Here is a 24,392-nt window from a genome sequence, read left to right as displayed (position 1 = left end):
AGGTTTAAAATGAAAAATTTATTAATTACCTTACTATTCTTAAATATTTCGATAATCTCTTACGCGGCCGATACGGTCTACTTAAAATTTACCGGAAATATCAAAGCAGCGACCTGTAATTTATCTACCGCTAATAATGTAGATGTGGATCTGACCACCATTCCTTTAGATACTTTTTATAGTGGAACGAAAGCCTCGGATTGGAAACCGTTTACCATTGAATTAAAAGATTGCTCTTCGTTTATTAATAGCGTGAAGCTCTCTTTTGCAGGAATTGCTGACAATGCGGATATCAACAGCCTGTATAAAAATAGCGGCACCGCCACCAATATCGCCATTCAACTGCAAAGTGGCGATGGCGCAACGCCGCTAGGCAATACCAAGGTATTAACGGTTCCCACCAATGGGCAATCTTTGGTGAGTGTACCGCTGCGTACACGGGCATTTTCTTCACTCGGTAATGGTACCGCGGGCACCTTATCTGCCAATATTACTGCCACCATTACCTATCTATAGGAGCGAATAATGAAAATATTTTTCTTCAGTGTATTGGGGTTATTAGCGCTACCTGCAATAGCAGAAACCGTCAATATTAAGGTGCATGGTAATGTGATTGCCATGCCCTGCAAAATCGAAAATACCAGTTATAACATAGAATTAGGTAAAATAAATCGCTGGAATTACCGTAACCCGGCACAAAGCCCATGGGTGGATTTTTCTATTAAATTGGTTGATTGCCCTGTGACAACAAAAAATGCCAAATTCAGCATTAACGGAACACCCGATACCATCGACAATAACTATTTTGTGAATACAGGCAGTTCCACAGGTAGCTTACTGCATCTCGCGCAAACAAATAATAAAACGACCATTAAAAATGGCAATATGGTAGATGTCACAATCAATAGCGCCACTAAAAGTGCCGAAATTCCACTATCTGCAAGAATGGTAAGTTTACAGCCTATGTTTACTGCTGGAGATTTTAAAAGCCATTTAGAGTTTTCAGTTATATATCCTTAATAAAGGAATATGATATTCATATGGTTATCCGTTAAAGATAATCTTAATATAATGCTCTTATTATGAAAAACATTATTAATAGGATGAAAATAGCATTCTCTAATTGAAATTTTAATTATTAACCTCCATATAAAATGGATAACTTTAATTGATGTGATTTAAGTCAAGATATCAAGTTAAATACCTGATAAACATATCTTTGAGGTAATAATATTCATTTGCCATCTGTTAGTTTATTTAACATATCGCAAATAATAAAAAGAGGTGAATTAATGGAAAATAGCTATCCAGTCTCCGCTGTTATTGGATATAAAATACGAAAATTACGTAAAGAAAAAGGGTTATCTCTACTCACTGTAGCTCAATCGATTGGAATTAGTGAACAGCAGCAACTTCGTTATGAGCGTGGAAATAATCGAATATCGATTGATCGGCTCAAACAATATGCTATTTATTTCAATACGAGTATTAATGACTTCTTTTTATTTAATGAAAGTGAAAGGGAAAAAATAAAGCAGAGTCTTAAAAGATCTCCAAATATATAGTATTTTTACTTAATCAATATTGGTCATTATAATGAAAAAGAACACCTCCAAAATTGTTGGCGCTCGCATTCGCTCATTCAGAAAAGAGCGAAATATGAGCATTCAACAGTTAAGCAAATTACTGGGCATTAGCCAACAACACCATTCCCGCCATGAACTGGGTGATATGCGTATTCACGTTGATACCTTATATTCAATTGCTGAAATTTTAGACATCGATATTATAGAATTAATCTGTGACGGCACTGAACAAGAAGATGGTTTTAATTATGTCTGTAAGGCTGATCGCAGTCGTCGCTATCAGGCTGAATCTTTGATTTCACCAGAACAAGATTTTTCACTGTTTAAATAATACTCAAGCCACCTACCGGTATCTTTTTTATCATTGATACTGGCAGGTATCCTTTTAAAGTTTCTCTCTGACCAATATTAGCAAAAATAACCCCCATTAATGACAGACTAAAATTTATAATCATTTACGCTATTTCGGTATAGATACTCATCCTAAGACTAATTTCGATATTCTTATTGAGAATGTTAAGTTTTATTTTTCATTTTTAGATAATACATATTTGTCACTAATAACAAAACCGTATTCTCCCCTCAAATTTTACGTTTAAATAATCTCCATATGCGAGATAGTTTATAGTTTAAAATCATAAAATAATTATTTTTAGTTTTATATTGTTATTTTACTTTAGTTTAAATAAATGAAGCTCAATAAAAATACCTTATTTAAATAATGATACCAAATGCTAGCGCATAATGTGTTTATATAAAAATTAGTAATAACAAATTAAAAATATTGTTATTAAAATTCAAAATACCCCTATCTTGTTTATTTATAAAAATAGTCACAAAATACTCGTGCTTTGAGTAGATAAGCAAATTTATATATTCCCCCCAATTAAATTGAATATCGAATTAAGTTTCGGAGAGTAAAAAATGAAAAAACACGTCATTGCATCTTTAATTGCAACGAGCACCTTATTAATTTCTGCCAATGGCTTTGCTAAAGATGGTGATATTAATTTCACAGGTGAAATTACGGATAACGCATGTCAACTTGCAGCGGGCTCAGATGCTATCCAAGTAAATTTAGGAAAAGTTTCTAGAACGGCATTGCCAAGCACAGGTAGCACCGCCGCTGCCACTAAATTTACTATCCAATTGGAAAACTGCCCTGCAGCAGTGACCACCGCAACAGTAAAATTTGATGGTGTTTCCTATGAAGGCAACAACAGCGTACTTCAATTAACTAATCCAAATACCTCTGGTGTTGCAACCGGTGTTGGTATCCAAATTCAAGACGTTAAAGGCTTAACTGTCCCACTGTATACCGCTTCTAGCCCATACACATTACAAGAAACCGTTGTGAACAACTTAGATTTTACAGCGCGTTATATTGCGATGTCTGACACAGTGACCGTCGGTTTAGCAAATTCAACAGCAACCTTCACAATTAACTATAACTAATGATTAATTAAGGTTTATACGGACATAAACCTTAATTATTTTTACCCAGTGGTGGCAATATGAAAACAATTATCTCTGTCTGTATCATGTTATTTGCGCTCAGTCAGTCGGCCTATGCCGGTGTGATTATTGGGGGAACCCGCGTAATTTATCCAGAAGGGAATAAGGATGTCAGTATTAGCGTCGAAAATCCGGATAAAGTGCCCTATTTAATTCAATCATGGATTGAAAATGCCAATGAAGGCAAGCAAACGGACTTTACCATTACGCCACCACTTTTTCGTTTAAACCAAGAAAAAACCAACACATTACGTATTTTCTTAACCCAAAATACACTACCCAATGATAGAGAATCATTATTCTGGCTAAATATTAAAACTATTCCAGCCACTGAAAAGAAAACAGAAAACTCATTAAAAATCGCGTTTAAAACTCAGATGAAATTAATTTATCGCCCGAGTGCCATTAGTAAAGTCGATTTTTTGGAAGAGCAGAAGAAATTAACCTGGTTAAAAGACGGTCAATCGATCACCGTCAAAAACCCAACCCCCTATTATATGAATTTCCAAAGTATCAGTTTTAATGGAAAAAAAGTGAATGATGTCTCTTACGTGGCACCATTTTCCAGCAAGTCTTTCTCACTAATTAGCCCTGAACTGCACGGCACCATTAAATGGGAAGTGATCAACGATTATGGCTCAGCCAATAATCCGGCGGAAATAAAAATATAGCCTTAATGGCAATTAGGTTTATCTATGAAAATAAATAAAATATGCCTTAGCCTATTTATCGCCTTAGGCTATATTGCGACGTCCTCAGCAGAGCCAGACACCTATTTTGATCCTGAATTTCTTGAGCTACCAAATAAAGAATCGGTGGACTTAGGGCAATTCGAACGTAATGAACAATTACCAGGTCAATATTATGTGGATATCTACATTAATAAGAGCCTGATAGGTTCAAAGAGTGTCAGTTTTTCCAATAATGCCAAGAAAGAGCTGGAGCCATGCCTGACGCTCAGCGATTTAAAAGATGTGGGTGTGAAAGTTACAGATTATCCTAATCTACAAACCGCAGGGAATTCGTGCGTGAATCTATCCGCGATCCCCGATGCCAAAAGTGAGTTTGAATTTGGCTCTCAACGTCTCTATTTAAGTATTCCGCAGATTGCGTTGAATATGAACCCGCGCGGCTATGTGGATCTGGCGGCGATTGATGATGGGATCAACGCCCTGTTACTCAATTACAGTTATAACGGATCACGCAATACCGATCGCAAAAACGACAAAAATAGCAGCAATTCCAACTATGTGAACTTACGTCCGGGGCTGAATATCGGCCCGTGGCGTCTGCGTAACTACACCACATGGCAAAGCAGTGACGGGCAGCGCAATAAATGGGACACGGTATATACCTATTTAAGCCGGAATATCAATGCGATAAAAAGCCAGCTGATTCTCGGGGATAGCACATCACCATCGGATATTTTTGACAGCGTGCCGTTTCGTGGGGCGCAGTTGGCGACCGATGATGATATGAACCCAGAAAGCTTACGTGGGTATGCACCCGTGGTACGCGGTATTGCGCGCAGTAATGCGCAGATCACCATTCGCCAAAACGGTTACACCATTTACCAAACCGATGTGGCAGCAGGTCCGTTTGAAATTAACGACCTCTACCCCACTGGCGGTAGCGGAGATCTGCACGTCACCATCAAAGAGGCCAATGGTAGCGAGCAATATCAAATTATCCCGTATGCCTCTTTGCCAGTTTTACAACGTGAAGGCTATGTTTCCTATAGCGTGACGGGTGGGCAATATCGCAGCTATGACAGCAGCGTAGATAAAAAACCGTTCGCCCAGTTCACATTGATCTACGGCTTACCGTGGGGGCTCACCGCCTTTGGGGGTAGCCAACTGAGTGATAAATACCAAGCCTATTCTGTGGGTGCGGGGCAAAACTTAGGGCGCTTTGGGGCATTATCTGTGGATGTCACCCACGCCAACTCCACTTTAAATAATGGCACCACGGAAAGCGGGCAATCTTACCGTTTTCGCTATAACAAAAACCTAAATGATATTGGTACCAACATTGCCCTCGCAGGGTATCGCTACTCTACGCAAGGCTTCTACAGTTTGGCGGAAGTGTTTGATGGCTATCGTAAAAGTGGATTTAGCCCACTGTATGAACGCCGCCGTAACCGCGGGGAAATCACCCTTAGCCAAAGCTTAGGGGATAACTGGGGTTCACTGTCTGTCGGTTTTGTTAGCGAAGATTACTGGAACAGTGATCGTAAAACCCAATCCACTACTATTGGCTATAACAATAGCTGGAATAATATCAGTTACGGATTGAATTACAGCTATAACAAAAATACTAACCCGAACATGAATAGTGGTGGACGCACGAAAGATGATGATCACCAATTTGCTTTTACAGTGAGCGTGCCGTTTAGCGTGTTTGAAGACACCTTCTATTACAACTTTAACAGTACCAGTAGCAGCGCCAATGGCTCGTCAGGGAGCATGGGGATTTCAGCAACCCAGCTGAACAATCGCTTAAATTGGAGTGCTCAGCAAAACTTCCCAACCCGTGATTCAGGGGCTTCCGGTAACTTAAATGCCAGCTACCGCGGGCAGTATGGGGAAATCACTGGGGGGACGGGATACAGCACCAACAATTACAACCTGTATTACGGTGCCAGCGGCAGTGTGGTCGCTCATTCCGGAGGGGCAGTTCTTGGTCAGCAACTGGGTGAAACGGCAGCCTTGGTGGAAATTCCCGATGCGCCTAATGTCCCGATTCTGAACCAAACCGGTATTCAAACTAACGGGCAAGGCTATGCCTTAGTGCCGTATGTCACCGCGTATCGCAGTAATGGGATTCAAATTGATACCAGCAAATTACCAAGTGATACCGAAATGGAGTTAACCACCCAAAACGTGGCGCCAAGCCGTGGGGCAATTGCCAAAGCCAGCTTTAATGCCAATGTGGGCTATCGCGCTATCATGATTTTGAATTTTAAAGATGGTAAACCGGTGCCATTCGGGGCACAGGCGATTTTCCCTAATAATAATCAGCTCAATGCCATGGTGGGTAATGACGGTGAAATTTATTTGTCGGGAATGCCAGAAAGCGGTTCATTTACCATTCAATATAACGATAAACAGCAGTGCCAAGTTTCTTATAACTTAGCAGGGTTACCGAATTATATTGGCTTATATAAAACCACTGCGGTTTGCCAATAAGGGAACATAAAATGAAAAAACTCATTATTCAATTTACATGTACCATTGGATGCTTATTTTTATATTCTGGTTATGGCTATTCTGCTGCATGTGCTAAGAATCCTAATTTAAATAATCGAACTGAATATATTCCTGCTAGAACATATACTATTCAATATGACGATAGTAGCACCAAAGTTTTAGATACCATCAAATTAACTTATGGAACTGCACCTTTATCTGTAACTGCGAATCCGAGTGGTTGCTACAATATTGGGCTACAATTACTCAACAGCCCGCCAATAACAAATACAACTATATCTACTTCAATTCCAGGCATCACTTTCACTGCTGAAACTGCGGCATTAAAAGTAAGTCAACCAATTAGTGTTTGGCAAGATAGTGGTACATTACTCAATATTAATAGCCCTTTATGGGAAATTAAAGTACAAAAAACAGGCTATGTTCGGACTGGTGGAACTGTGAATGCTAGAACTATAGGAACACTACAAGGGCTTGGTAATGAAAATGGTGTAAATACACGTTGGGCTTGGAATTTAACTACAGCAATACTTCCAGCAAATACAATGAAAATAATCGTATTAAGCTGTTCATTAAAAAACAGCCAAAGCACCTATAATATTAATATGGGCGACTGGTATGACACCCAATTTAAAAATATTAATGATACACAAGGTACAGTTGATATTCCAATTGCACTAAGTTGTCTTGCTGGCACCAATATTAAAGTCACGGTAACATCAGATACAATTGATAATGCAGCGAATGGTCGACTGGGTTTAACCGGTGCAGATAAAGCGACAGGTATTGCAGTGCAATTATTAAATAATGCCGGAACACCTATTGTATTAAATCAAAAATTTACTCAACAAAATAATGTTTCCCAAGGGGATTATATATTTGGCTGGAAAGCCCGTTATATTAAAACGGCCGCCACAATTACACCAGGTACGGCAAATGCCAATGCCACTGTCAATATTCGCTATGAATAGAGGTTTAAAATGAAAAAATTACTGCTCACCCTACTATTCTTAAATATTTCGATAACGGCTGATGCGGCGGATACTGTCTATTTGAAATTCACCGGAAATATAAAAGCTGCAACGTGCAATTTATCTACCGGTAATAATGTGGATGTGGATCTGACCACCATTCCTTTAGATACTTTTTATAGTGGAACGAAAGCCTCAGATTGGAAACCTTTTACTATTGAATTAAAAGATTGCTCCTCGTTTATTAATAGCGTGAGATTAACGTTCACAGGAACCGCAGATAGTGCCGATATCGCCAGCTTGTATAAAAATAGCGGCACCGCTACCAATATTGCCATTCAATTGCAAAGTGGCGATGGGGCTACACCGCTAGGCAATACCAAGATATTAACGGTTCCCACCAACGGGCAGCCTTTGGTCAGTATTCCCCTACGCACACGGGCATTTTCCTCACTCGGCAATGGTACCGCAGGCAGTTTATCCGCCAATATTACCGCCACTATTACCTATTTATAAGAGGCTGATCATGAAAAGAATATTATTCAGTTTACTTGGATTGTGCGCCCTGCCAGTGATGGCAGAAAACGTCAATATCTATGTGCATGGTAATGTCGTGGTTATGCCCTGCAAAGTTGAAAATACCAGTTATAACGTGGAATTAGGTAAGATAAACCGTTGGAATTATCGCAACCCTGCGCAAAGCCCATGGGTGGATTTTTCTATCAAATTGGTTGATTGCCCTGTTTCAACAAAAAATGCCAAATTCAGTGTTAATGGCACTGCCGATGCCACCGATAATAACTATTTTGTGAATACAGGTAGCTCTACAAACAGCTTGCTGCATCTGGCGCAAAAAAGTAATAAAGCCACCATTAAAAATGGCAGTGCAGTAGATCTGGCCATTAATAGCACCACCAAAAGTGCCGAAATTCCGCTATCCGCAAGAATGATTAGCCTTCAACCCATGTTTACCCCTGGGGATTTTAAAAGCCATTTAGAGTTTTCGCTGACATATCAGTAAAACATAATCTTAAAAACGTACTGTAATAGCTTAATAATATTTAACAGCACTCTTGTGATAAATCTTTAATAAGGTATACAAAATGAAAAATCGTATTTATCGCACCATATTAGTTATTGGGACTTTATTTTTATATTCCCATTACTCTTTGGCTGAATGTGCTCAAAATCCGCAAAATAACTTAAGAAGTACAGCTTCAGGAAAAACAATTACTGTGCAGTACGATAATATTTCAGCAGTCGGAACCGTTCTTGATACACAATATGTGCAAGCATTTTCGAGTAATTATAATTTTGCAGATGTTGCAACTGGTAAAATTGCATGCGGTGGATATCAAGATCTTTATTATGTGAATGGGTGGGCAGCTAACGCCAGTAAAATAGCAGCAACCGGTATCGCTGGTATAGGTATTAGAATCAATTACAATACTTTTGGTTCAGGTAGCTATATTCCTATAACATCAGCAAATGCAGGAAGTGGCTCTAGTTGGACTATGCCACCCTCTGGTTGGAATATTCAAATTGTAAAAACAGGTACTATTACATCCTCAGGAACATTAAGAAGTGGAGAAATCGCCTATATAACTCAAGGTAATTCGACAACAGGAACCCGATTTATAGGAAATAGATTAAGTCTTCCAACAAACTATCGAATCAACGTCGTTAGTTGTTCACTAAAAAACAGTAAAAATACCTATGATATTAATTTAGGTGACTGGTATGACACCCAATTTAAAAATATTGGTGATTTCCAAGGAACGGTTAATATTCCGATAACATTAAGTTGCCAAACAGGTACCAATATAAAATACACAGTAACTTCAGATACTGTTGATAATGCAGTAAATGGGCGGCTTGGGTTAAGTGGAGCAAATAAAGCCACAGGCATTGCTGTGCAATTACTGAATAACGCTGGAACCCCAATTCAGTTAAATACTAAATTAGTGCAACAAAATTCCGTTCCTGCAAATGACTATATTTTTGGTTGGAAAGCACGCTATATCAAAACCGCAGCAATAGTAACACCAGGAACCGCAAATGCTAATGCAACTGTTAATATTCGCTATGAGTAGGTAAGAAATAGATTATCTATTTTCGTTAATTAGAAATTTTATTGAATAATAATCGAATTAGATGATTAAAGAGGAGTTGATGATGCCTGAATATTACCCTGTGTCCCGAATTATTGGCAATAAAATAACCTATTATCGAAAAATGAATGGCTTATCTCTTTACGATATTGCCAAAATGATTCATGTTAGCGAACAGCAACAATCTCGCTATGAACGAGGTATTAATCGTATTAATTTGGATAGACTTAGCCAGTATGCGGAAATATTCAATGTTGATTTATTAGATTTTTTTAACCTGAGTGAACATGAAACTAAAAATATAAAAATACATTTTAATAGATAATCTAATATCGATAATTATCAAATAAAAGACAACAAGAGAAATTTTCATTTATTGACCTAGATCTATAGTTTAACCTGAGAATTAATGCTAGGTTAATAATCATATTGAGCTTATTAGGCTTAATAAATCATCTAATTAAGATTGATTTATTTCCATGTATTCACTTATTCACAGAGAGGCTCAATATGTCTAAAGATTATCTCATATCTAAAATGGTCGGTAGTAAAATTATTTATTATCGAAAAATGAATGGAATCACATTACGGGAGCTTGCGGATACCATTGGTGTTAGCGAGCAGCAGCAGTCACGTTATGAAAGAGGAGTTAATAGAATTAATTTAGATAGATTATGGCAATATGCGGATTATTTTGAAATTGGTATAAGAGACCTTCTAGATATCAATGAAAAATAAGTATTTCGATATATTCTATTTATATAAAAAATCTAATTAACTCTCATAATAAATATACCTAGGAGTTAACGATATGGAGAAAATCGTATCAAAATCTGTCGGTCTAAAAATAAGAGCGCTAAGAGATAGCCACGGAATCAGTGGAAAACAACTGAGCGAACAATTGGGGATCAGTCAGCAACATTTATCTCGCTACGAAAATGGCGATGTGAATATTCATGTGGACACGCTCTACCATTTCTCTCTTATTTTCTCGGTCGACCCTGCCTATTTCTTTGCAGAATTTAATGAAATAACTAGCAGCCGCGAGGAGCAAGACCATAAAAAAAGTTACTACGCTGCCGAGTCGGTCGTTTTCTGAACGAACGTTTCTGAATTCATACTCGCCACACCCTAGCTAATTTCACAATCGGTGCTTTAAAATTTAAGCACCGATTTATCACCCTATAAATGATCCTTCTTTTTGGATTCTTCAAGTAACCATTGCTGGAAAATCGTCATAGCTGGTGTCATCGGTTTGGATTTTAATCGACTCAGCCAGTAGCCCCCGAGAGTCACGGAAATATCAAATGGCTGAACCAAATCCCCTGCACTTAGCTCCCGCTCAAACATACAGCTTGGTGCGATGGCAACACCGTCCATCAATAAAGCCGCTTCCACCATTAAACGGGAAGAATCAAAAACAGGTCCTTTCACACGCCACGGTTCCACATTCGCCGCTAAAAACCATTTTTCCCATTCATCTTTACGATAAGATCGCATCAACGGAAAATTTTGTAAATCAATGGGATGCTTAAGTTTATGAGCGACCTTTTCGGCACAAAGCACCGTATGCGGCGCAGAAAATAACGGCGTATTTTCCACTAATGGCCAAAGCCCTTCCCCAAAACGGATCGCAAAATCAGCCCCTTCTCCAGCTAAATTCACCACGTTATTGTGGGTCATAATGCGCAAATCAATATAAGGGTAAAGATCGGAAAAATGCGATAAACGCGGTAATAGCCAGCCCGCCGCAAAGGTGCCTACCACAGAGACATTCAGGACTTCATGATAATGACCATCTTCGAATTGCTGCAATAATGATTCGATTTGGTCGAAAGATCGGCTAACGACAGGCAATAATGCCAACCCCTCATCGGTCAGTGCTAGCCCTCTAGGCAAACGAATAAATAGCTCTAAGCCTAGTTGTTCTTCCAGCGCACGAACTTGCTGGCTTACCGCTGCCTGAGTGACATTTAACTCCATACCTGCTCGAGTAAAGCTTAGATGGCGCGCAGATGCCTCAAAGGCTCTGAGTGCATTGAGGGGTAAACGGTAGCGAGCATTTTCAGCCATAAGATTTTCTTTTACCTCATCGAATTTTATATCGTTTTAACTAATGCCAAAAAAGCCGCATACTCCAACACCAGAATCACTCTTCCTTTGGTATGTGACCGCCTCTTGTTTGTCACTCATCATAACTAAAACTTTTATTTAAATGGATATCTGTATGAAAAATCTTTTTCGTCGCGGACGGCTGCTTGTCGCCCTAAGTTTGGCATTTACCTCACTATCTAGCGTGGCATTAACGCAATCCGATGTGGACAGCATTATTAAACCGTTGATGAAACAGCAGCAAATTCCGGGAATGTCTGTTGCGATTTCCGTGGATGGTGAGCATTTTATTTATCACTATGGCGTGCAGTCTAAACAGACTCAGGTGCCTGTGAGCAACAATACGTTGTATGAAATCGGTTCTTTATCAAAGACCTTTACCGCCACGCTTGCCGCCTATGCTCAAGGACAAGGTAAGTTAGATTTTGCACAAACCGTCAGCCATTATTTACCCGAATTAAAAAATAGCGCATTTGATAAAGTAACAGTGATGAATCTAGCCACCCACACTTCAGGCTTATCGCTATTTGTTCCGGATGCAGTGACTAACCGCGCGGAGCTAATCCATTATTATCAGCAGTGGTTCCCTGTAAAACCTATTGGTGAATACCGTTCATACTCCAATCTTGGTGTGGGTTTATTAGGCATGGTGACTGCTAAGCAACTTAATCAGTCATTCCCTGATGCAATAGAAAAGATGATGTTACCAGCTTTGGGCATGAAGCATACTTATTTACAGGTACCGCAAAATCAGCAAAAAAATTATGCTCAAGGGTATAACAAGCAGCATCAACCGGTGCGTGTAACTCCACAAATTTTAGATAATGAAGCCTACGGCTTGAAATCCAACGCGAAGGATTTGATCCACTTTTTAGATATTAATATGCAAGTCGCCGACGTGGCAAAACCGTGGCAGGAAGCAGTAGAAGATACGCATACAGGCGTGTATATGACGGATTCTTTTGTGCAAGATTTGATGTGGGAAAGTTATCCGTGGCCAGTTTCACTCGCCCAGTTACAACAAGGTAACCGTGATGATATGGCACTGAAACCGCAAAAAGTGGATGCCATTCAGCCACCGATGCCACCAGAATCTCGCTCACTGTATAACAAAACTGGCTCTACCGGCGGATTCGCCACCTACGCGGTATTTATTCCCGAGGAAAAAATCGCCGTGGTGCTGCTTTCCAACCAATGGTACCCAATTCCTGAGCGCATCAACACCGCTTACCAGCTGATCGAAAAAGTGAAGCACTAGCCCAGTGAAATATGAAGAATTTGGAATCTGGAATGTTTTAGATAACTATCCTAGCAAACATCCAATGTTCTAAATAGTTCGTGTTGTAGCTAGGCGGCAAGAGAAGCTAAGCCCTAGGAGCATACAAAAGTATGTGACTAGGGTTAGCGAACGTAGCCAACAACGCTACAGCACGAAATATGACGAACATTTAAATGACACGGGAGAATTGGCGAACACGCATTTGGCTTCTAAGATAAACATCAAAACACATACACACATTACGAATCAGCAAACGCCCACGTGGCGTGACTTTAATCCCCGTTTCACTGACTTCCACCAGCCCATCTTCTGCCATCGGTTTCAGCAGTTCTAGGTCTTCTTTGAAGTAGGTTTTGAAGTCAATTGGGTAGAGCGCTTCTATTTGCGCAAAACTCAATTGGAAGTTGCAAATCAATGTTTTAATCACGTCACGGCGCAGGCAGTCGTCGTCAGTTAGCACTAATCCACGCCATAGGGCATGCCCCTTTTCTTCCACTTGCGCGTAGTAAGTTTTTAAATCTTTCTGATTTTGGGCGTAGTTATCGCCGAGCATGCTGATCGCTGATACCCCTAATCCTAATAAATCGCAATCTCCTTGGGTGGTATACCCTTGGAAATTACGATGTAAAATTCCTTCTCGCTGTGCGACCGCCAGTTCATCTTCTGGGCGCGCAAAGTGATCCATCCCAATAAATTGATAACCGTCGGATGTCAGCGTTGCGATAGTATCTTGCAGAATATCCAGTTTTTGCTCCGCCGTTGGCAGGTCTTCATCTTTAATTTTACGCTGCGCTGCAAATAAATTCGGTAAATGCGCATAGTTGAAAACGCTTAAACGATCGGGAGCGAGCTCCGCCACTTTTTTCAATGTAAACGCGAAGCTTTCAGGGGTTTGTTTTGGTAAACCATAAATTAGGTCGATACTGGTTGAAGTGAAGCCAGTCTCTTTGGCACGTTTAATGAGTGCAAAAATAAACTCTTCATCTTGCTCGCGGTTAACCAGAACTTGCACTTCTTTATTAAAATCTTGAACACCCATGCTTAGGCGGTTAAAGCCTTCACTGCGCAGATGGTCAATCATGTCGAGTTCGATTTCGCGGGGATCCACTTCGATGGACATCTCGGCATCAGGCGCAAAATGAAAATGTTTTTTCAGCAAGCCAACTAAATGGCTCACTTGTGCCTTATCTAGATACGTTGGTGTACCGCCGCCCCAGTGCATTTGAGTCACTGTGCGGTTTTTAAGTAACGCAGCACGCTGGATAATTTCTTTTTCAATGACTTGTAGATACTCATCCGCTTTATGTTTTTGGCGAGTGACTAGCTTATTACAGCCGCAGAAATAGCACAGTTTGTGGCAAAACGGGATATGCACATACAGAGACAAAGGACGGTCAGGATAACGCTGGGTTGCCTCAACAAAAGCCTGTTCGTTGTAGTCTTGATTGAACTCTAAGGCTGTTGGATAAGAGGTATAACGCGGACCTGAATAGTTATATTTCTGGATGAGAGAGAGATCCCAAACGATATTTTGCTCTGACATTGATATTCCTTAATTGACCACAAGCTCGAAAGCATCACTGTTAATTATATCTCTTTAGATTATTTTTTAGCTATTTATGTAAAGAGTCTATACCGCAAAGATTATAGCGATGTTAGAAAATACAGATCCGATGCAACATCAAAGAAAAGGAAGATAGGCGAGAAATTAAGCAGAATTCCTCCCGCTTACTACGGGAGGAACGAATAGATAGGAAATTATTTACTTTTTAAGATGCGCATAATGTCATCAAATTTCTCTTCTTCCTCTTCATCACCGTCTTCGTCCGCATATTCGATACCGAGGATATTCATCAGTTCATCGATGCGATCTAAGCAGGTATCAACATATTGCTGCTCTTGAGCAGTAATGGTTTCGCCATCTTCCAGTCGTGCCAGAATCTCATCTAAGCGATCGTTGCTTTCCAGCATTTCCAGTTCTTTTTCTGGCGTCAGTTTTTCTTTAGCAACTGGCTTTTCTTTCACGACAGGACGCGCAACTGGCTGGTTACTTTCAACCACCAGTGGAATTGGTTTTTTACTGCCAATACGTGGGTCAGCCTGAACATTTTGCCCATTTTTTTGACCATTCGAAGCACCGTCTTGGTTACGGCTACCAGACTTATGCCCGCGATGTTTTTTCTCGCGTTTACGCTCACGACCTTCTGCGTTGAGCTCTTCTTTCGTCTTACGGTATTTTTTCTTCAGTTTTGCGGTCGGTTTTTTCGGTGAATTCATGGTTTGCTACCTTGATAAAATCAGTTTCTGCGGCGGAATCTAGCAGGATCCCTTAAGCAGCGAAAGCACTACTTTGCAATTTAGGTGAATTTTATCTCACTTTGCATTCGCAACAGTACTTTAATGATTATACCTTAAATAATTTGAGTTGCATGCAAGCAACAAAAAGGGAGAGCCTAACTAGCTGTACGCCAGAAAATAGAAAGATATCCTGAGCAATATTCTAAATAATTCAAGTTGCCTAAGCATTCCAATGCTCTCAATAGCTGTATCGCCAGAGGGCAAAAAATAGAGAGTCACCTTGAGCAATGCTCTAAATAGTTTGTGCTGTAGCAAGGCGGCAAGAGTTGCTAATCCCTAGGAGCATACATAAGTATGTGACTAGGGTTAGCAACCGAAGCCAACGCCGCTACAGCGCAAAATATGACGAGCATATTAGGCGTCAACGAGGATCATTTTTAGTAGAAACATCGCCGCGACAAGGATCACACACAGACCCAGATCACGCCAGCGCCCTGTACCAATCTTCATCGCACAGTACGCAATAAACCCTAGCGCAATACCTTCTGTAATCGAGAAGCTAAATGGCATCATGACCGCAGTAATAAACGCTGGAACGGATTCCGTTAAGTCATCCCATTTCACGCGCGTTAAGCTTGAAGTCATCAGAACGCCAACATAGATCAGCGCGCCTGCGGTTGCATAAGCGGGAACCATGCCTGCCAGCGGAGAGATAAACATCGTCAATAGGAATAACACACCGACGACAATCGCGGTTAAACCTGTACGACCGCCCACCGATACCCCTGAAGAGCTTTCGATGTACGCCGTTACGGATGAAGTCCCCATTGCAGAACCTGCCACAGAACTTAAGCTATCCACATACAGTGCTTGCTTCATGCGAGGGAAAGTCCCGCGCTCGTTGGTAATACCGGCTTTGTCTGTTACCCCAATCATGGTGCCCGAGGAGTCAAACAGGTTTACCAACATAAAGGCAAAGATAACCCCAGAAAGTGCCAGATCCAGTGAGCCTGCAAAGTCCACTTGTCCAACAACACTGGTAATGCTTGGTGGCATTGAGAAAATACCCGTATATTTCACATCACCCAGCGCTAAACCAATCAGCGTCGTCACGGCGATAGATACCAATACTGCCGCATGAATATTACGCGCCGCTAAAATGGCAATAATGAAAAAGCCTAATGCCCCTAACCACACATTATGGTGAGTTAGGTTACCAATTGACACTAAGGTATCTGGGTTTGCGACGATAATACCGGAGTTTTTCAGTCCCATCATGGCGATAAACAGACCGATACCGCTGGTGATCCCCACACGTAAACTCAGGGGAATATTAGCGATAATCCAGTAACGAATACGGAATAACGTTAGAATAAATAAGCCAACTGCGCCCCAGAATACCGCCCCCATAGCGACTTGCCATGAATAGCCCATCGCCCCAACGACCACAAAGGCAAAGAAGGCATTTAGCCCCATCGCGGGTGCAACAGCAATAGGTAAGTTAGCCAGTAAGCCCATTAAAATACTGCCGATGGCTGCGATTAAGCAGGTGGTCACGAATACCGCTTTGATATCCATGCCAGCGACGGACAAAATTTGTGGGTTAACGAAAACGATATATACCATCGTCAGGAAGGTGGTGAACCCTGCAACGACCTCTGTTCTTGCGGTGGTGCCGTGTTCTTGTAATTTAAACACACGCTGAAACAGACCCTGCGATTGCGAGGAGCCAGATGATTGATTAGTCATTAAAATGCGCCTTGTCGAAATGTCATGCCCTAGATTGCCAATGGATGCGTGGTGGGCACGAAAAAAAGTTTTTTTCGGCTCATGGTACAACTAAACGATGCAAAAGAAAACGATTGCGTCATTTTAAATAAGTCGTATTTCCTAACTGACTGATACTGTAAATGAATATCGAGGGAGATATGGCGGTTGTCATACCGCCATTGAGGGATTAAGCCGCCTTTGTGCGATTAAGAAAGCGCAATCAGCTTTTGACGTCGCCAAAACAGCCAACCGCGTTTTGCTGAACGGCTGCGCGCTGCACTTTTATCACTGAGCTTTTTCGCCACTTGATTGGCAATAATTTCTACTGACAGGCACATCACAAAGTAGATAAATGCCACAAACAAAAACACTTCCAGCGGATAGATCATTTCACGGTTATTCACCTGTGTTGCTAAGAATGACAGTTCTGCAACCCCCACAATATACGCCAGAGAGGTATCTTTAATTAACGCAACCCATTGGTTAATAAAGGAAGGCACCATCATTCGTAATGCCTGAGGTAACACCACATTCCACAGAACTTGCCAGCGGTTAAACCCGAGAGAAAGCCCAGCGTTCCATTGCCCTTGACCGATAGCTAAAATTCCCGCTTTCACGCCGTGCGCTAAATAGGCTGAAGTGATCAGCGCTAATGCGCACACCACCGCCGTCACGCCCGGAATTTCCGTTCCGAAGACAATAGGCAGTAGGAAGTAAGTCCAGAAAATCAACATGATGACGGGAATGGCGCGGAAAAAACCTAAAACGGCGGCAAATAAATTCATCCAGAAGCCACGTAGCATCGCCAGCGCAATACCACCCAATGTGCCGAGGACAATAGACGCAGCGCCAGCCAATACGCTCATAATCAGCGTCAGTGCTGCCCCTTCCAAGGGACCATCAGGATAAGCCCCAAATAACAGATATTGCCAGTTATCCGTAATGACTGAAAAATCCATCTTATACCCCCTGGGCCAATTGACGCTGTTGTCGCCACTGACCCCAGCCTTCCATAAAGGCAATGATTGCAATGTACAGTACTGTAGCTAAACCAAATGCAGCAAATGTTTGTAATGATTGGCTATCTACCTGGCGTGATACATAAGAAAGCTCAGCCACCCCGATCGCCATCGTTAATGACGAGTTTTTGACGACGTTCATGTATTGCCCTAACAGCGGCGGTAACGCGATTTTTACGGCTTGCGGTAAAATCACTAAACGCATGGACTGCCATGATGTCAGCCCTAAAGCGAGAGCTGCTTGTTTCTGTCCTTGACGCACTCCTCGGATACCAGAGCGCACTTCTTCCGCAATGAAAGGTACGGTGTATAGCGTTAAGCCGACAAATCCGGCTAAAAATTCAAAGGATGGCCAACCCAATGTTATCCCTAAAATTTCAATTTCATGGGGAGTATTCAGCCATTCCATCGCTGATTCAGGGAGAATTTCTCCCGAGGCGAAATACCAGAAAAACAGTTGCACCAGTAGTGGCGTATTACGGAAAATCGAAATATAAACGGTCACAAACCAGCGTAGCGGCGCGATTTGGCTGTCTCTTGCCGAGGCGGCAATAAAACCTAATAGCGTGGCAGCGATGATCGTACAAATCGAGATCCAGACTGTAAGCAAAAAGCCATAGCCAAACCACTCAAGGTATTGTGGTGCTAGTAGATGCGCAGACCAGAAGTCACCGCTGAAAAATTTGTCGAACATATTTCGCCTCGCTATAACTGACAACCCCTGCAACATGGCAGGGGCGTTTACTCTCACTAAACTGCATGACTAACTTAAGATTTAGGCTGCTCGCTCAATGGGGCAAATTTGAATTCACCACGTGGTTGTGCCGCTTTGGTGTCTGGACCAAACCAACGGTTATAAATCTCGTTCGCTTTGCCTTCTTTCTCCAGTTTCAGCAAGGTAGCATTCACGTTTTCAATTAAACGCGTTTCTCCTTTGCTCGCGCCTAGCGCTTGGTACTCTTTGGTTAAGCTAAATGGTGAAATTTCAAAGTCTGCTTTCACTTTTTCTGGCAAGTTACCAAGCAAGCCCACCAGCTTCGCATCATCTTGGGTGATCGCTTGTACGTTACCGTTACGTAGCGCTGCGAAAGCTTGCGGGGTATCGTCGTAAGAGATAACTTTGGTATTCGGGAAACGTTCGCGCAGAGTCACTTCCTGAACAGTTCCTTTGTCTGCACCAATACGCAGTGGAGCGATATCTTCAGGGGTTTTCAGTACGCCTTTACGCGCGATAAATTTTTGCCCTGTTGCAAAGTCAGGAATGGAGAAATCCACCTGTTTTGCACGTTCATCTGTAATTGTGAAGTTGGCACCAATCAGGTCAACTTTGCCGGATGTTAACAGTGGAATGCGGTTAGCTGGGTTGGTTGGACGCAGCTCTAATTTCACGCCAAGATCATCAGCAATCGCTTGGGCGATATCGATATCATAGCCAGCAAGTTTCTTGGTTTTAGGATCAATAAATCCGAATGGGGGATTACTGTCAAAAACAGAAATGCGGATCACTCCCGCTTGTTTAATATCATCTAATTTATCTGCGCTAGCGACATTCGCTGTCAGCGCCAGACCTGCAACTAAAAGTGCGGAAGTAAGAAAACGAGCTTTCATTGAATACCCCTAACGGTAAATTTGTGTAAATCGACCATCACAAGCTATCAACTATTTCTTAGCACCTGAAATAATATTAAATAATATATTTATATCAATTTGGAATATGGATAGACATAAAAAAAGGGGCGAAAATTCATCGGAGCGACCCCTAAAATGTTGCAGATTAAGACTCTTATCGAGCAAGAAGAAAATGAAGAAGATGAACACTGAGGTGGCCAGCACCCCAGTGGTTTAACAGTTACTCTTTGTTGCTGTCTTTCGAGCTAGTCAGCATTTTTTCAAGGCTGTCTCCACCTACATGGCGGAAATCTTGCCCTTTAACATAGTAGAAAATAAATTCACAAATGTTCTGGCAACGGTCACCGATACGCTCAATGGAGCGAGCACAGAACAGCGCAGTTAAAACACTTGGAATGGTACGCGGGTCTTCCATCATATACGTCATTAACTGACGGACAATCCCCTCGTATTCTTGGTCTACCTTTTCATCTTCACGATAAATACGGATAGCTTCTTCCAAGTCCATGCGCGCAAAAGCATCTAGCACGTCATGCAGCATTTGCACGGTATGGCGACCTAATGACTCCAAGCTCACCAACAATGGCTGGTGCTGCTGAGAGAATTTTTCCAGTGCGGTTTGGCAGATTTTATCCGCGACGTCACCGATTCTTTCCAGCTCAGCGATGGTTTTTGAGATTGCCATAATCAAACGCAAGTCGCTCGCGGTTGGCTGGCGCTTGGCGATGATTTTGACGCACTCTTCATCGATTGCCACTTCCATCATGTTGACTTTATGGTCATTGGCAATCACTTCTCGCGCTAGGGCTTCATCCTGATTATGCATCGCAGTGATAGCCTTGGTGAGCTGCTCTTCAACTAGCCCTCCCATGGTCATCAACTCAGTATGGATATGTTCCAGTTCAGCGTTGAACTGCCCTGATATATGTTTGTTGTGGTTCAGCGTATCCATCGTCGGCTCCATATCAACCGTAGCGGCCAGTAATATAATCTTCAGTTTGTTTCATTTCTGGGGTGGTAAACATCTTGTCAGTGTTATTAAATTCCACCAACTCACCCAAGTACATAAATGCCGTGTAATCAGAGCAGCGCGCCGCTTGTTGCATGTTGTGAGTAACGATCACCACGGTATATTCTGATTTCAATTCGCTGATCAACTCTTCAATACGCCCCGTTGAAATTGGGTCCAGAGCAGAACATGGCTCATCGAGTAACAGAACTTCTGGGCGAATGGCGATACCACGCGCAATACACAGACGCTGTTGCTGACCACCAGAGAGGCTATAGCCGCTTTGGTGAAGTTTATCTTTGGTTTCATTCCACAGTGCCGCTTTTGTTAGCGCCCACTGCACACGCTCGTCCATTTCGACGCGGGACAGCTTTTCAAACAAACGCACACCGAACGCGATATTGTCATAGATAGACATCGGGAATGGCGTTGGTTTTTGGAATACCATACCGACTTTTGCACGTAATAACGCGATGTCTTGTTTATCAGTCAGGATGTTTTGACCATCCAGTAAAATTTCGCCTTCTGCGCGTTGCTCACCATACAGTTCGTACATTTTGTTGAAGGTACGCAGCAGCGTGGATTTACCACAACCTGATGGGCCGATAAACGCAGTCACTTTGTTCTTTTCAATGTCTAAAGAGATATTCTTCAGCGCGTGAAACTTTCCATAGTAGAAGTTAAGGTCACGAACTTTAATTTTACTGTTTGCAATATCGTTTGCATTAATCATGGCTACTTCTCTCTATCAATTCTTTTATTCGTCTGGGATTAGTGTTTTTTCTGTGCAAACACAACACGGGCAATGATATTGATTAACAGGACACATAAGGTGATTAGGAGAACCCCTGCCCATGCTAATTGCTGCCATTCAGAGAACGGACTCATTGCAAATTTGAAGATAGTCACTGGTAAGTTAGCAATTGGCTCATTCATGTCGGTGCTCCAGAATTGGTTCGAGAGTGACGTAAACAGCAGCGGTGCGGTTTCCCCCGCAATACGCGCGATAGCCAGCAAAATACCGGTAATAATCCCAGATACAGATGCTTTTAATGTAATGGATAAAATCATTTTCCATTTTGGTGTGCCCAGTGCATATGCCGCTTCACGCAGGCTATCAGGCACGAGCTTCAACATGTTCTCAGTGGTACGAATAACAATTGGGATTTGCAGTAATGCAAGTGCAATTACCCCCGCCCAACCCGAGAAATGCTGCATTTGAGCCACCACAATGGTGTAAACAAACAGACCAACCACAATTGAAGGCGCAGATAACAGAATGTCGTTAATAAAACGCGTCACCGAAGCTAACCACGATTTGCGACCATATTCCGCTAAGTAGATACCCGCTAAAATCCCTAATGGTGTTCCGATAACGGTCGCCCACAAGATAAGCAATCCACTTCCCACAATGGCGTTCGCCAAACCACCACCTTCTGTATTTGGCGGCGGTGTCATTTCAGTAAACAGATTGAGGGACATACCATCAATCCCTTTGGTTACCGTGGAGAATAAAATCCACACTAACCAGAACAGACCAAATGCCATCGTCAGCATGGAGACTAATAATGCCATTCTGTTGACTTGACGGCGCCATGCTTGGCGGCGTGCACGCTCTTTTTGATTCACTACAACAGGTTCAGAAATCGACATATTAGCGTCCCTCATTCTTAGCAAGGCGCATTACCATCAGCTTGGAAATCGCCAGAACGATGAAGGTAATCACAAACAGAATTAAACCAAGTTCCATCAATGCCGCCGTGTGTAAACCACTTTCCGCTTCAGCAAATTCGTTCGCCAGCGCAGAGGTAATACTATTACCCGGCATAAACAGTGAAGGGCTATCGAGCTGGTAAGTGTTACCGATGACGAAGGTGACCGCCATGGTTTCTCCCAATGCACGACCTAGCCCCAGCATCACACCACCAATCACCCCATTACGGGTATAAGGCAGAACGATATTCCAAATCACTTCCCATGTAGTACAGCCAATTCCATAGGCTGACTCTTTCATCATCACAGGAGTTTGTTCAAATACATCGCGCATTACAGAGGCGATGTAAGGAATGATCATAATGGCAAGGATAATACCCGCCGCAAGAATACCAATACCAAACGCAGGACCAGTGAACAGTTCGCCAACAATTGGAATGCTCGACATGACATTACCAACTGGTTCTTGGAAGTATTCTGCAAATAACGGAGCGAAGACAAACAGTCCCCACATACCATAAACAATACTTGGGATTGCAGCGAGAAGCTCAATCGCAATACCTAATGGGCGTTTTAACCAGTTAGGCGCTAGCTCTGTTAAGAATAATGCGATACCAAAACTCACGGGTACGGCGATAATCAGAGCGATTAATGATGTGACGATGGTGCCGTAGATAGGCACTAATGCACCAAACTGCTCTGCTGGCGCATCCCACTCTTTATTCCACAAAAACGAAAACCCGAATTTCTGCATACTTGGCCAAGATGCGAAAATCAGGGAAATAATAATGCCACCAAGCATGAGGAGAGTGATTAGCGCTGCTATTTTGACTAATGCACTAAAAATCACGTCGCCCGATTTACTAGGGGCTTTGAATGCCGTTATTTTTTCGGCCATGCGCTTTGTTCTCATTCCATGCCTACTTTTCAGTAGGACTTACGTTACTACGGTGAATAAGCGGGAGCTATTCCTCAGCCCCCGCTTACCCTTTTCCAACCCGAGGGGCACTTAGAACAGTGCTTTACCTTGGCTATCTTTTACTTCTGTTTTCCATGCTGCACGTACTGCGGTCACAACTTCTTGAGGTAACACAGCGTAATCTAATGCTTCTGCTTGTTTACCGCCTTTGTCGTAAGCCCAGTTGAAGAAATCAAGAACCGCTTTACCTTTCTCCGCATCCGCTTGTTGCTTGTGAACTAAGATGAATGTGGTTGAGGTAATTGGCCATGCGTTAGCGCCTTCACGGTTAGTCAGGTCTTGTGCAAATGATTTAGACCAATCCACTTTTTTCGCTGCTGCGCTGAAGCTTTCACCTGTTGGTGAAACTGGCTGACCATCTGCAGAAACCAGCTTAGTATACGCAAGATTATTCTGTTTTGCGTAAGCATATTCTACATAACCGATAGAGCCTGGCAGACGTTGAACAAAGGCTGCAACGCCGTCGTTACCTTTACCGCCTACGCTGTTTTTCGGCCAGTTAACCGTTGAACCTGCACCCACTTCATCTTTCCAGTTTGAGCTAACTTTTGCTAAGTAGCTTGTGAAGACGAATGTGGTACCAGAACCATCAGAGCGGCGAACTACAGCGATGTTTTGGTCAGGTAATTTTACGTTTGGATTCAGTTTTGCGATGGCTGGGTCATTCCATTTTGCAATTTTGCCTAAGTAGATGTCGCCCAGAGTTTTACCATCAAGAACCAGTTGATTAGATTCGATGCCTTTAACGTTTACCGCTAAAACCACGCCACCAATCACGGTTGGGAATTGGAATAAGCCGTCTTCTTTGAGTTTTTCATCAGTCAATGGCGCATCAGACGCACCGAAATCAACTGTTTTTGCATTAATTTGTTTTACACCACCAGAAGAACCGATCCCCTGATAGTTAATTTTATTACCTGTTTCTTTCTGATAAGTATCTGCCCACTTCGCATAAACAGGAGCAGGGAATGTCGCGCCAGCTCCGGTCAGGCTGGTAGCAGCAAAAGAAGACATTGCAGTCAGAGATAAGGTTGCTGCCATTACGCTTGCTAGTGTGGTACGCATCATTTTCATAATCCCTCCGGGGATGTAAGAAATAATCAAGTATTAAATTATTGGGTGTATGTCACGGTAGGGAAAATAGGACAATTGAGTTACGGCAATATGTCAGCTTTATGACAGTTTTATGACA

General features: G+C 42.1%; 27 protein-coding genes. 15 read left to right on the top strand and 12 right to left on the bottom strand.

Translation table 11 applies throughout. The annotated features are described in order from the left end of the window. Window positions 1–9: 9 nt before the first annotated feature. The 14 genes from M5X66_RS01270 (at window position 10) to M5X66_RS01205 (ending at window position 10,491) form a co-directional block, all read left to right on the top strand. On the top strand, window positions 10–516 hold the full coding sequence (locus M5X66_RS01270; protein ID WP_154609489.1) for a fimbrial protein: 507 nt from the start codon (window positions 10–12) through the stop codon (window positions 514–516). A 9-nt stretch (window positions 517–525) separates the two neighbouring features. Then, window positions 526–1,020: a fimbrial protein gene (locus tag M5X66_RS01265; protein WP_154609490.1), complete on the top strand. Its 495-nt coding sequence runs from the start codon at window positions 526–528 to the stop codon at window positions 1,018–1,020. Between the two features lie 272 nt (window positions 1,021–1,292). After that, window positions 1,293–1,565 carry a helix-turn-helix domain-containing protein gene (locus M5X66_RS01260; protein ID WP_036948525.1) on the top strand — a complete coding sequence of 91 codons (273 nt, stop codon included), beginning with the start codon at window positions 1,293–1,295 and terminating at the stop codon, window positions 1,563–1,565. A gap of 31 nt (window positions 1,566–1,596) precedes the next feature. Next, the gene (locus M5X66_RS01255; RefSeq protein WP_108478715.1) at window positions 1,597–1,917 is read left to right on the top strand and encodes a helix-turn-helix domain-containing protein; all 321 of its coding nucleotides are present in this window, start codon (window positions 1,597–1,599) and stop codon (window positions 1,915–1,917) included. 593 nt (window positions 1,918–2,510) lie between these two features. Beyond that, complete coding sequence (locus M5X66_RS01250) at window positions 2,511–3,041, top strand: fimbrial protein (RefSeq protein WP_108478714.1); 531 nt, start codon at window positions 2,511–2,513, stop codon at window positions 3,039–3,041. Window positions 3,042–3,100: 59 nt separating this feature from the next. Beyond that, on the top strand, window positions 3,101–3,772 hold the full coding sequence (locus M5X66_RS01245) for a fimbrial biogenesis chaperone (protein WP_036948517.1): 672 nt from the start codon (window positions 3,101–3,103) through the stop codon (window positions 3,770–3,772). A 24-nt stretch (window positions 3,773–3,796) separates the two neighbouring features. Continuing rightward, window positions 3,797–6,289, top strand: a complete 2,493-nt coding sequence (locus M5X66_RS01240; protein WP_270103816.1) for a fimbria/pilus outer membrane usher protein — start codon at window positions 3,797–3,799, stop codon at window positions 6,287–6,289. 11 nt (window positions 6,290–6,300) lie between these two features. Next, entirely contained in the window at window positions 6,301–7,281 is a 981-nt protein-coding gene (locus M5X66_RS01235; protein ID WP_270103815.1) for a fimbrial protein, read from the top strand. 9 nt (window positions 7,282–7,290) lie between these two features. Further along, window positions 7,291–7,797 (top strand): fimbrial protein, encoded by a 507-nt coding sequence (locus tag M5X66_RS01230; protein WP_036948512.1) that lies wholly within the window; start codon window positions 7,291–7,293, stop codon window positions 7,795–7,797. Between the two features lie 10 nt (window positions 7,798–7,807). Further along, window positions 7,808–8,302: a fimbrial protein gene (locus M5X66_RS01225; RefSeq protein WP_036948510.1), complete on the top strand. Its 495-nt coding sequence runs from the start codon at window positions 7,808–7,810 to the stop codon at window positions 8,300–8,302. A gap of 82 nt (window positions 8,303–8,384) precedes the next feature. After that, on the top strand, window positions 8,385–9,374 hold the full coding sequence (locus tag M5X66_RS01220) for a fimbrial protein (protein WP_270103814.1): 990 nt from the start codon (window positions 8,385–8,387) through the stop codon (window positions 9,372–9,374). An 82-nt stretch (window positions 9,375–9,456) separates the two neighbouring features. Continuing rightward, window positions 9,457–9,717, top strand: coding sequence for a helix-turn-helix domain-containing protein (locus tag M5X66_RS01215; protein WP_036948506.1), 261 nt, complete (start codon window positions 9,457–9,459; stop codon window positions 9,715–9,717). A gap of 185 nt (window positions 9,718–9,902) precedes the next feature. After that, entirely contained in the window at window positions 9,903–10,130 is a 228-nt protein-coding gene (locus M5X66_RS01210) for a helix-turn-helix domain-containing protein (protein ID WP_270103813.1), read from the top strand. Between the two features lie 73 nt (window positions 10,131–10,203). Continuing rightward, the gene (locus M5X66_RS01205; RefSeq protein WP_036948501.1) at window positions 10,204–10,491 is read left to right on the top strand and encodes a helix-turn-helix domain-containing protein; all 288 of its coding nucleotides are present in this window, start codon (window positions 10,204–10,206) and stop codon (window positions 10,489–10,491) included. 83 nt (window positions 10,492–10,574) lie between these two features. Here the strand turns inward: M5X66_RS01205 and M5X66_RS01200 are convergent, their stop codons facing one another. Next, complete coding sequence (locus tag M5X66_RS01200) at window positions 10,575–11,465, bottom strand: LysR family transcriptional regulator (RefSeq protein ID WP_036948499.1); 891 nt, start codon at window positions 11,463–11,465, stop codon at window positions 10,575–10,577. A 154-nt stretch (window positions 11,466–11,619) separates the two neighbouring features. Here M5X66_RS01200 and ampC point away from each other — a divergent pair, with 154 nt between their 5' ends. Further along, complete coding sequence (ampC, locus tag M5X66_RS01195) at window positions 11,620–12,762, top strand: class C beta-lactamase (protein WP_036948496.1); 1,143 nt, start codon at window positions 11,620–11,622, stop codon at window positions 12,760–12,762. 190 nt (window positions 12,763–12,952) lie between these two features. Here the strand turns inward: ampC and hemN are convergent, their stop codons facing one another. From hemN to pstS, 11 genes are all read right to left on the bottom strand, one after another. Further along, on the bottom strand, window positions 12,953–14,326 hold the full coding sequence (hemN, locus tag M5X66_RS01190) for an oxygen-independent coproporphyrinogen III oxidase (protein ID WP_270103812.1): 1,374 nt from the start codon (window positions 14,324–14,326) through the stop codon (window positions 12,953–12,955). A 215-nt stretch (window positions 14,327–14,541) separates the two neighbouring features. Further along, window positions 14,542–15,060: a Der GTPase-activating protein YihI gene (gene yihI / locus M5X66_RS01185; RefSeq protein ID WP_036948490.1), complete on the bottom strand. Its 519-nt coding sequence runs from the start codon at window positions 15,058–15,060 to the stop codon at window positions 14,542–14,544. Window positions 15,061–15,495: 435 nt separating this feature from the next. Then, complete coding sequence (locus M5X66_RS01180; protein ID WP_036948487.1) at window positions 15,496–16,830, bottom strand: NCS2 family permease; 1,335 nt, start codon at window positions 16,828–16,830, stop codon at window positions 15,496–15,498. Between the two features lie 227 nt (window positions 16,831–17,057). After that, the gene (locus M5X66_RS01175) at window positions 17,058–17,810 is read right to left on the bottom strand and encodes an amino acid ABC transporter permease (RefSeq protein WP_036948484.1); all 753 of its coding nucleotides are present in this window, start codon (window positions 17,808–17,810) and stop codon (window positions 17,058–17,060) included. A gap of 1 nt (window position 17,811) precedes the next feature. Further along, a complete protein-coding gene (locus M5X66_RS01170) occupies window positions 17,812–18,564 on the bottom strand; it encodes an amino acid ABC transporter permease (RefSeq protein WP_036948481.1) in 753 nt (250 codons plus the stop codon). A gap of 74 nt (window positions 18,565–18,638) precedes the next feature. After that, window positions 18,639–19,478: an ABC transporter substrate-binding protein gene (locus tag M5X66_RS01165; protein ID WP_036948477.1), complete on the bottom strand. Its 840-nt coding sequence runs from the start codon at window positions 19,476–19,478 to the stop codon at window positions 18,639–18,641. A 241-nt stretch (window positions 19,479–19,719) separates the two neighbouring features. Next, a complete protein-coding gene (phoU, locus tag M5X66_RS01160) occupies window positions 19,720–20,451 on the bottom strand; it encodes a phosphate signaling complex protein PhoU (protein ID WP_006663093.1) in 732 nt (243 codons plus the stop codon). 13 nt (window positions 20,452–20,464) lie between these two features. Further along, window positions 20,465–21,241 carry a phosphate ABC transporter ATP-binding protein PstB gene (gene pstB, locus M5X66_RS01155; RefSeq protein ID WP_036948470.1) on the bottom strand — a complete coding sequence of 259 codons (777 nt, stop codon included), beginning with the start codon at window positions 21,239–21,241 and terminating at the stop codon, window positions 20,465–20,467. A 38-nt stretch (window positions 21,242–21,279) separates the two neighbouring features. Beyond that, the gene (gene pstA / locus M5X66_RS01150) at window positions 21,280–22,161 is read right to left on the bottom strand and encodes a phosphate ABC transporter permease PstA (RefSeq protein ID WP_036948467.1); all 882 of its coding nucleotides are present in this window, start codon (window positions 22,159–22,161) and stop codon (window positions 21,280–21,282) included. Window position 22,162: 1 nt separating this feature from the next. Continuing rightward, complete coding sequence (pstC, locus tag M5X66_RS01145) at window positions 22,163–23,119, bottom strand: phosphate ABC transporter permease PstC (RefSeq protein WP_036948465.1); 957 nt, start codon at window positions 23,117–23,119, stop codon at window positions 22,163–22,165. A 111-nt stretch (window positions 23,120–23,230) separates the two neighbouring features. Next, a complete protein-coding gene (pstS, locus tag M5X66_RS01140; protein ID WP_036948462.1) occupies window positions 23,231–24,274 on the bottom strand; it encodes a phosphate ABC transporter substrate-binding protein PstS in 1,044 nt (347 codons plus the stop codon). Between the last annotated feature and the right edge of the window lie 118 nt (window positions 24,275–24,392).

This window comes from Providencia sp. PROV188 (assembly GCF_027595165.1).
GTDB lineage: Bacteria > Pseudomonadota > Gammaproteobacteria > Enterobacterales > Enterobacteriaceae > Providencia > Providencia lanzhouensis.
Note: the sequence above shows the minus strand (reverse complement) of the source record. Positions and strands in the feature narration are given on the sequence as shown.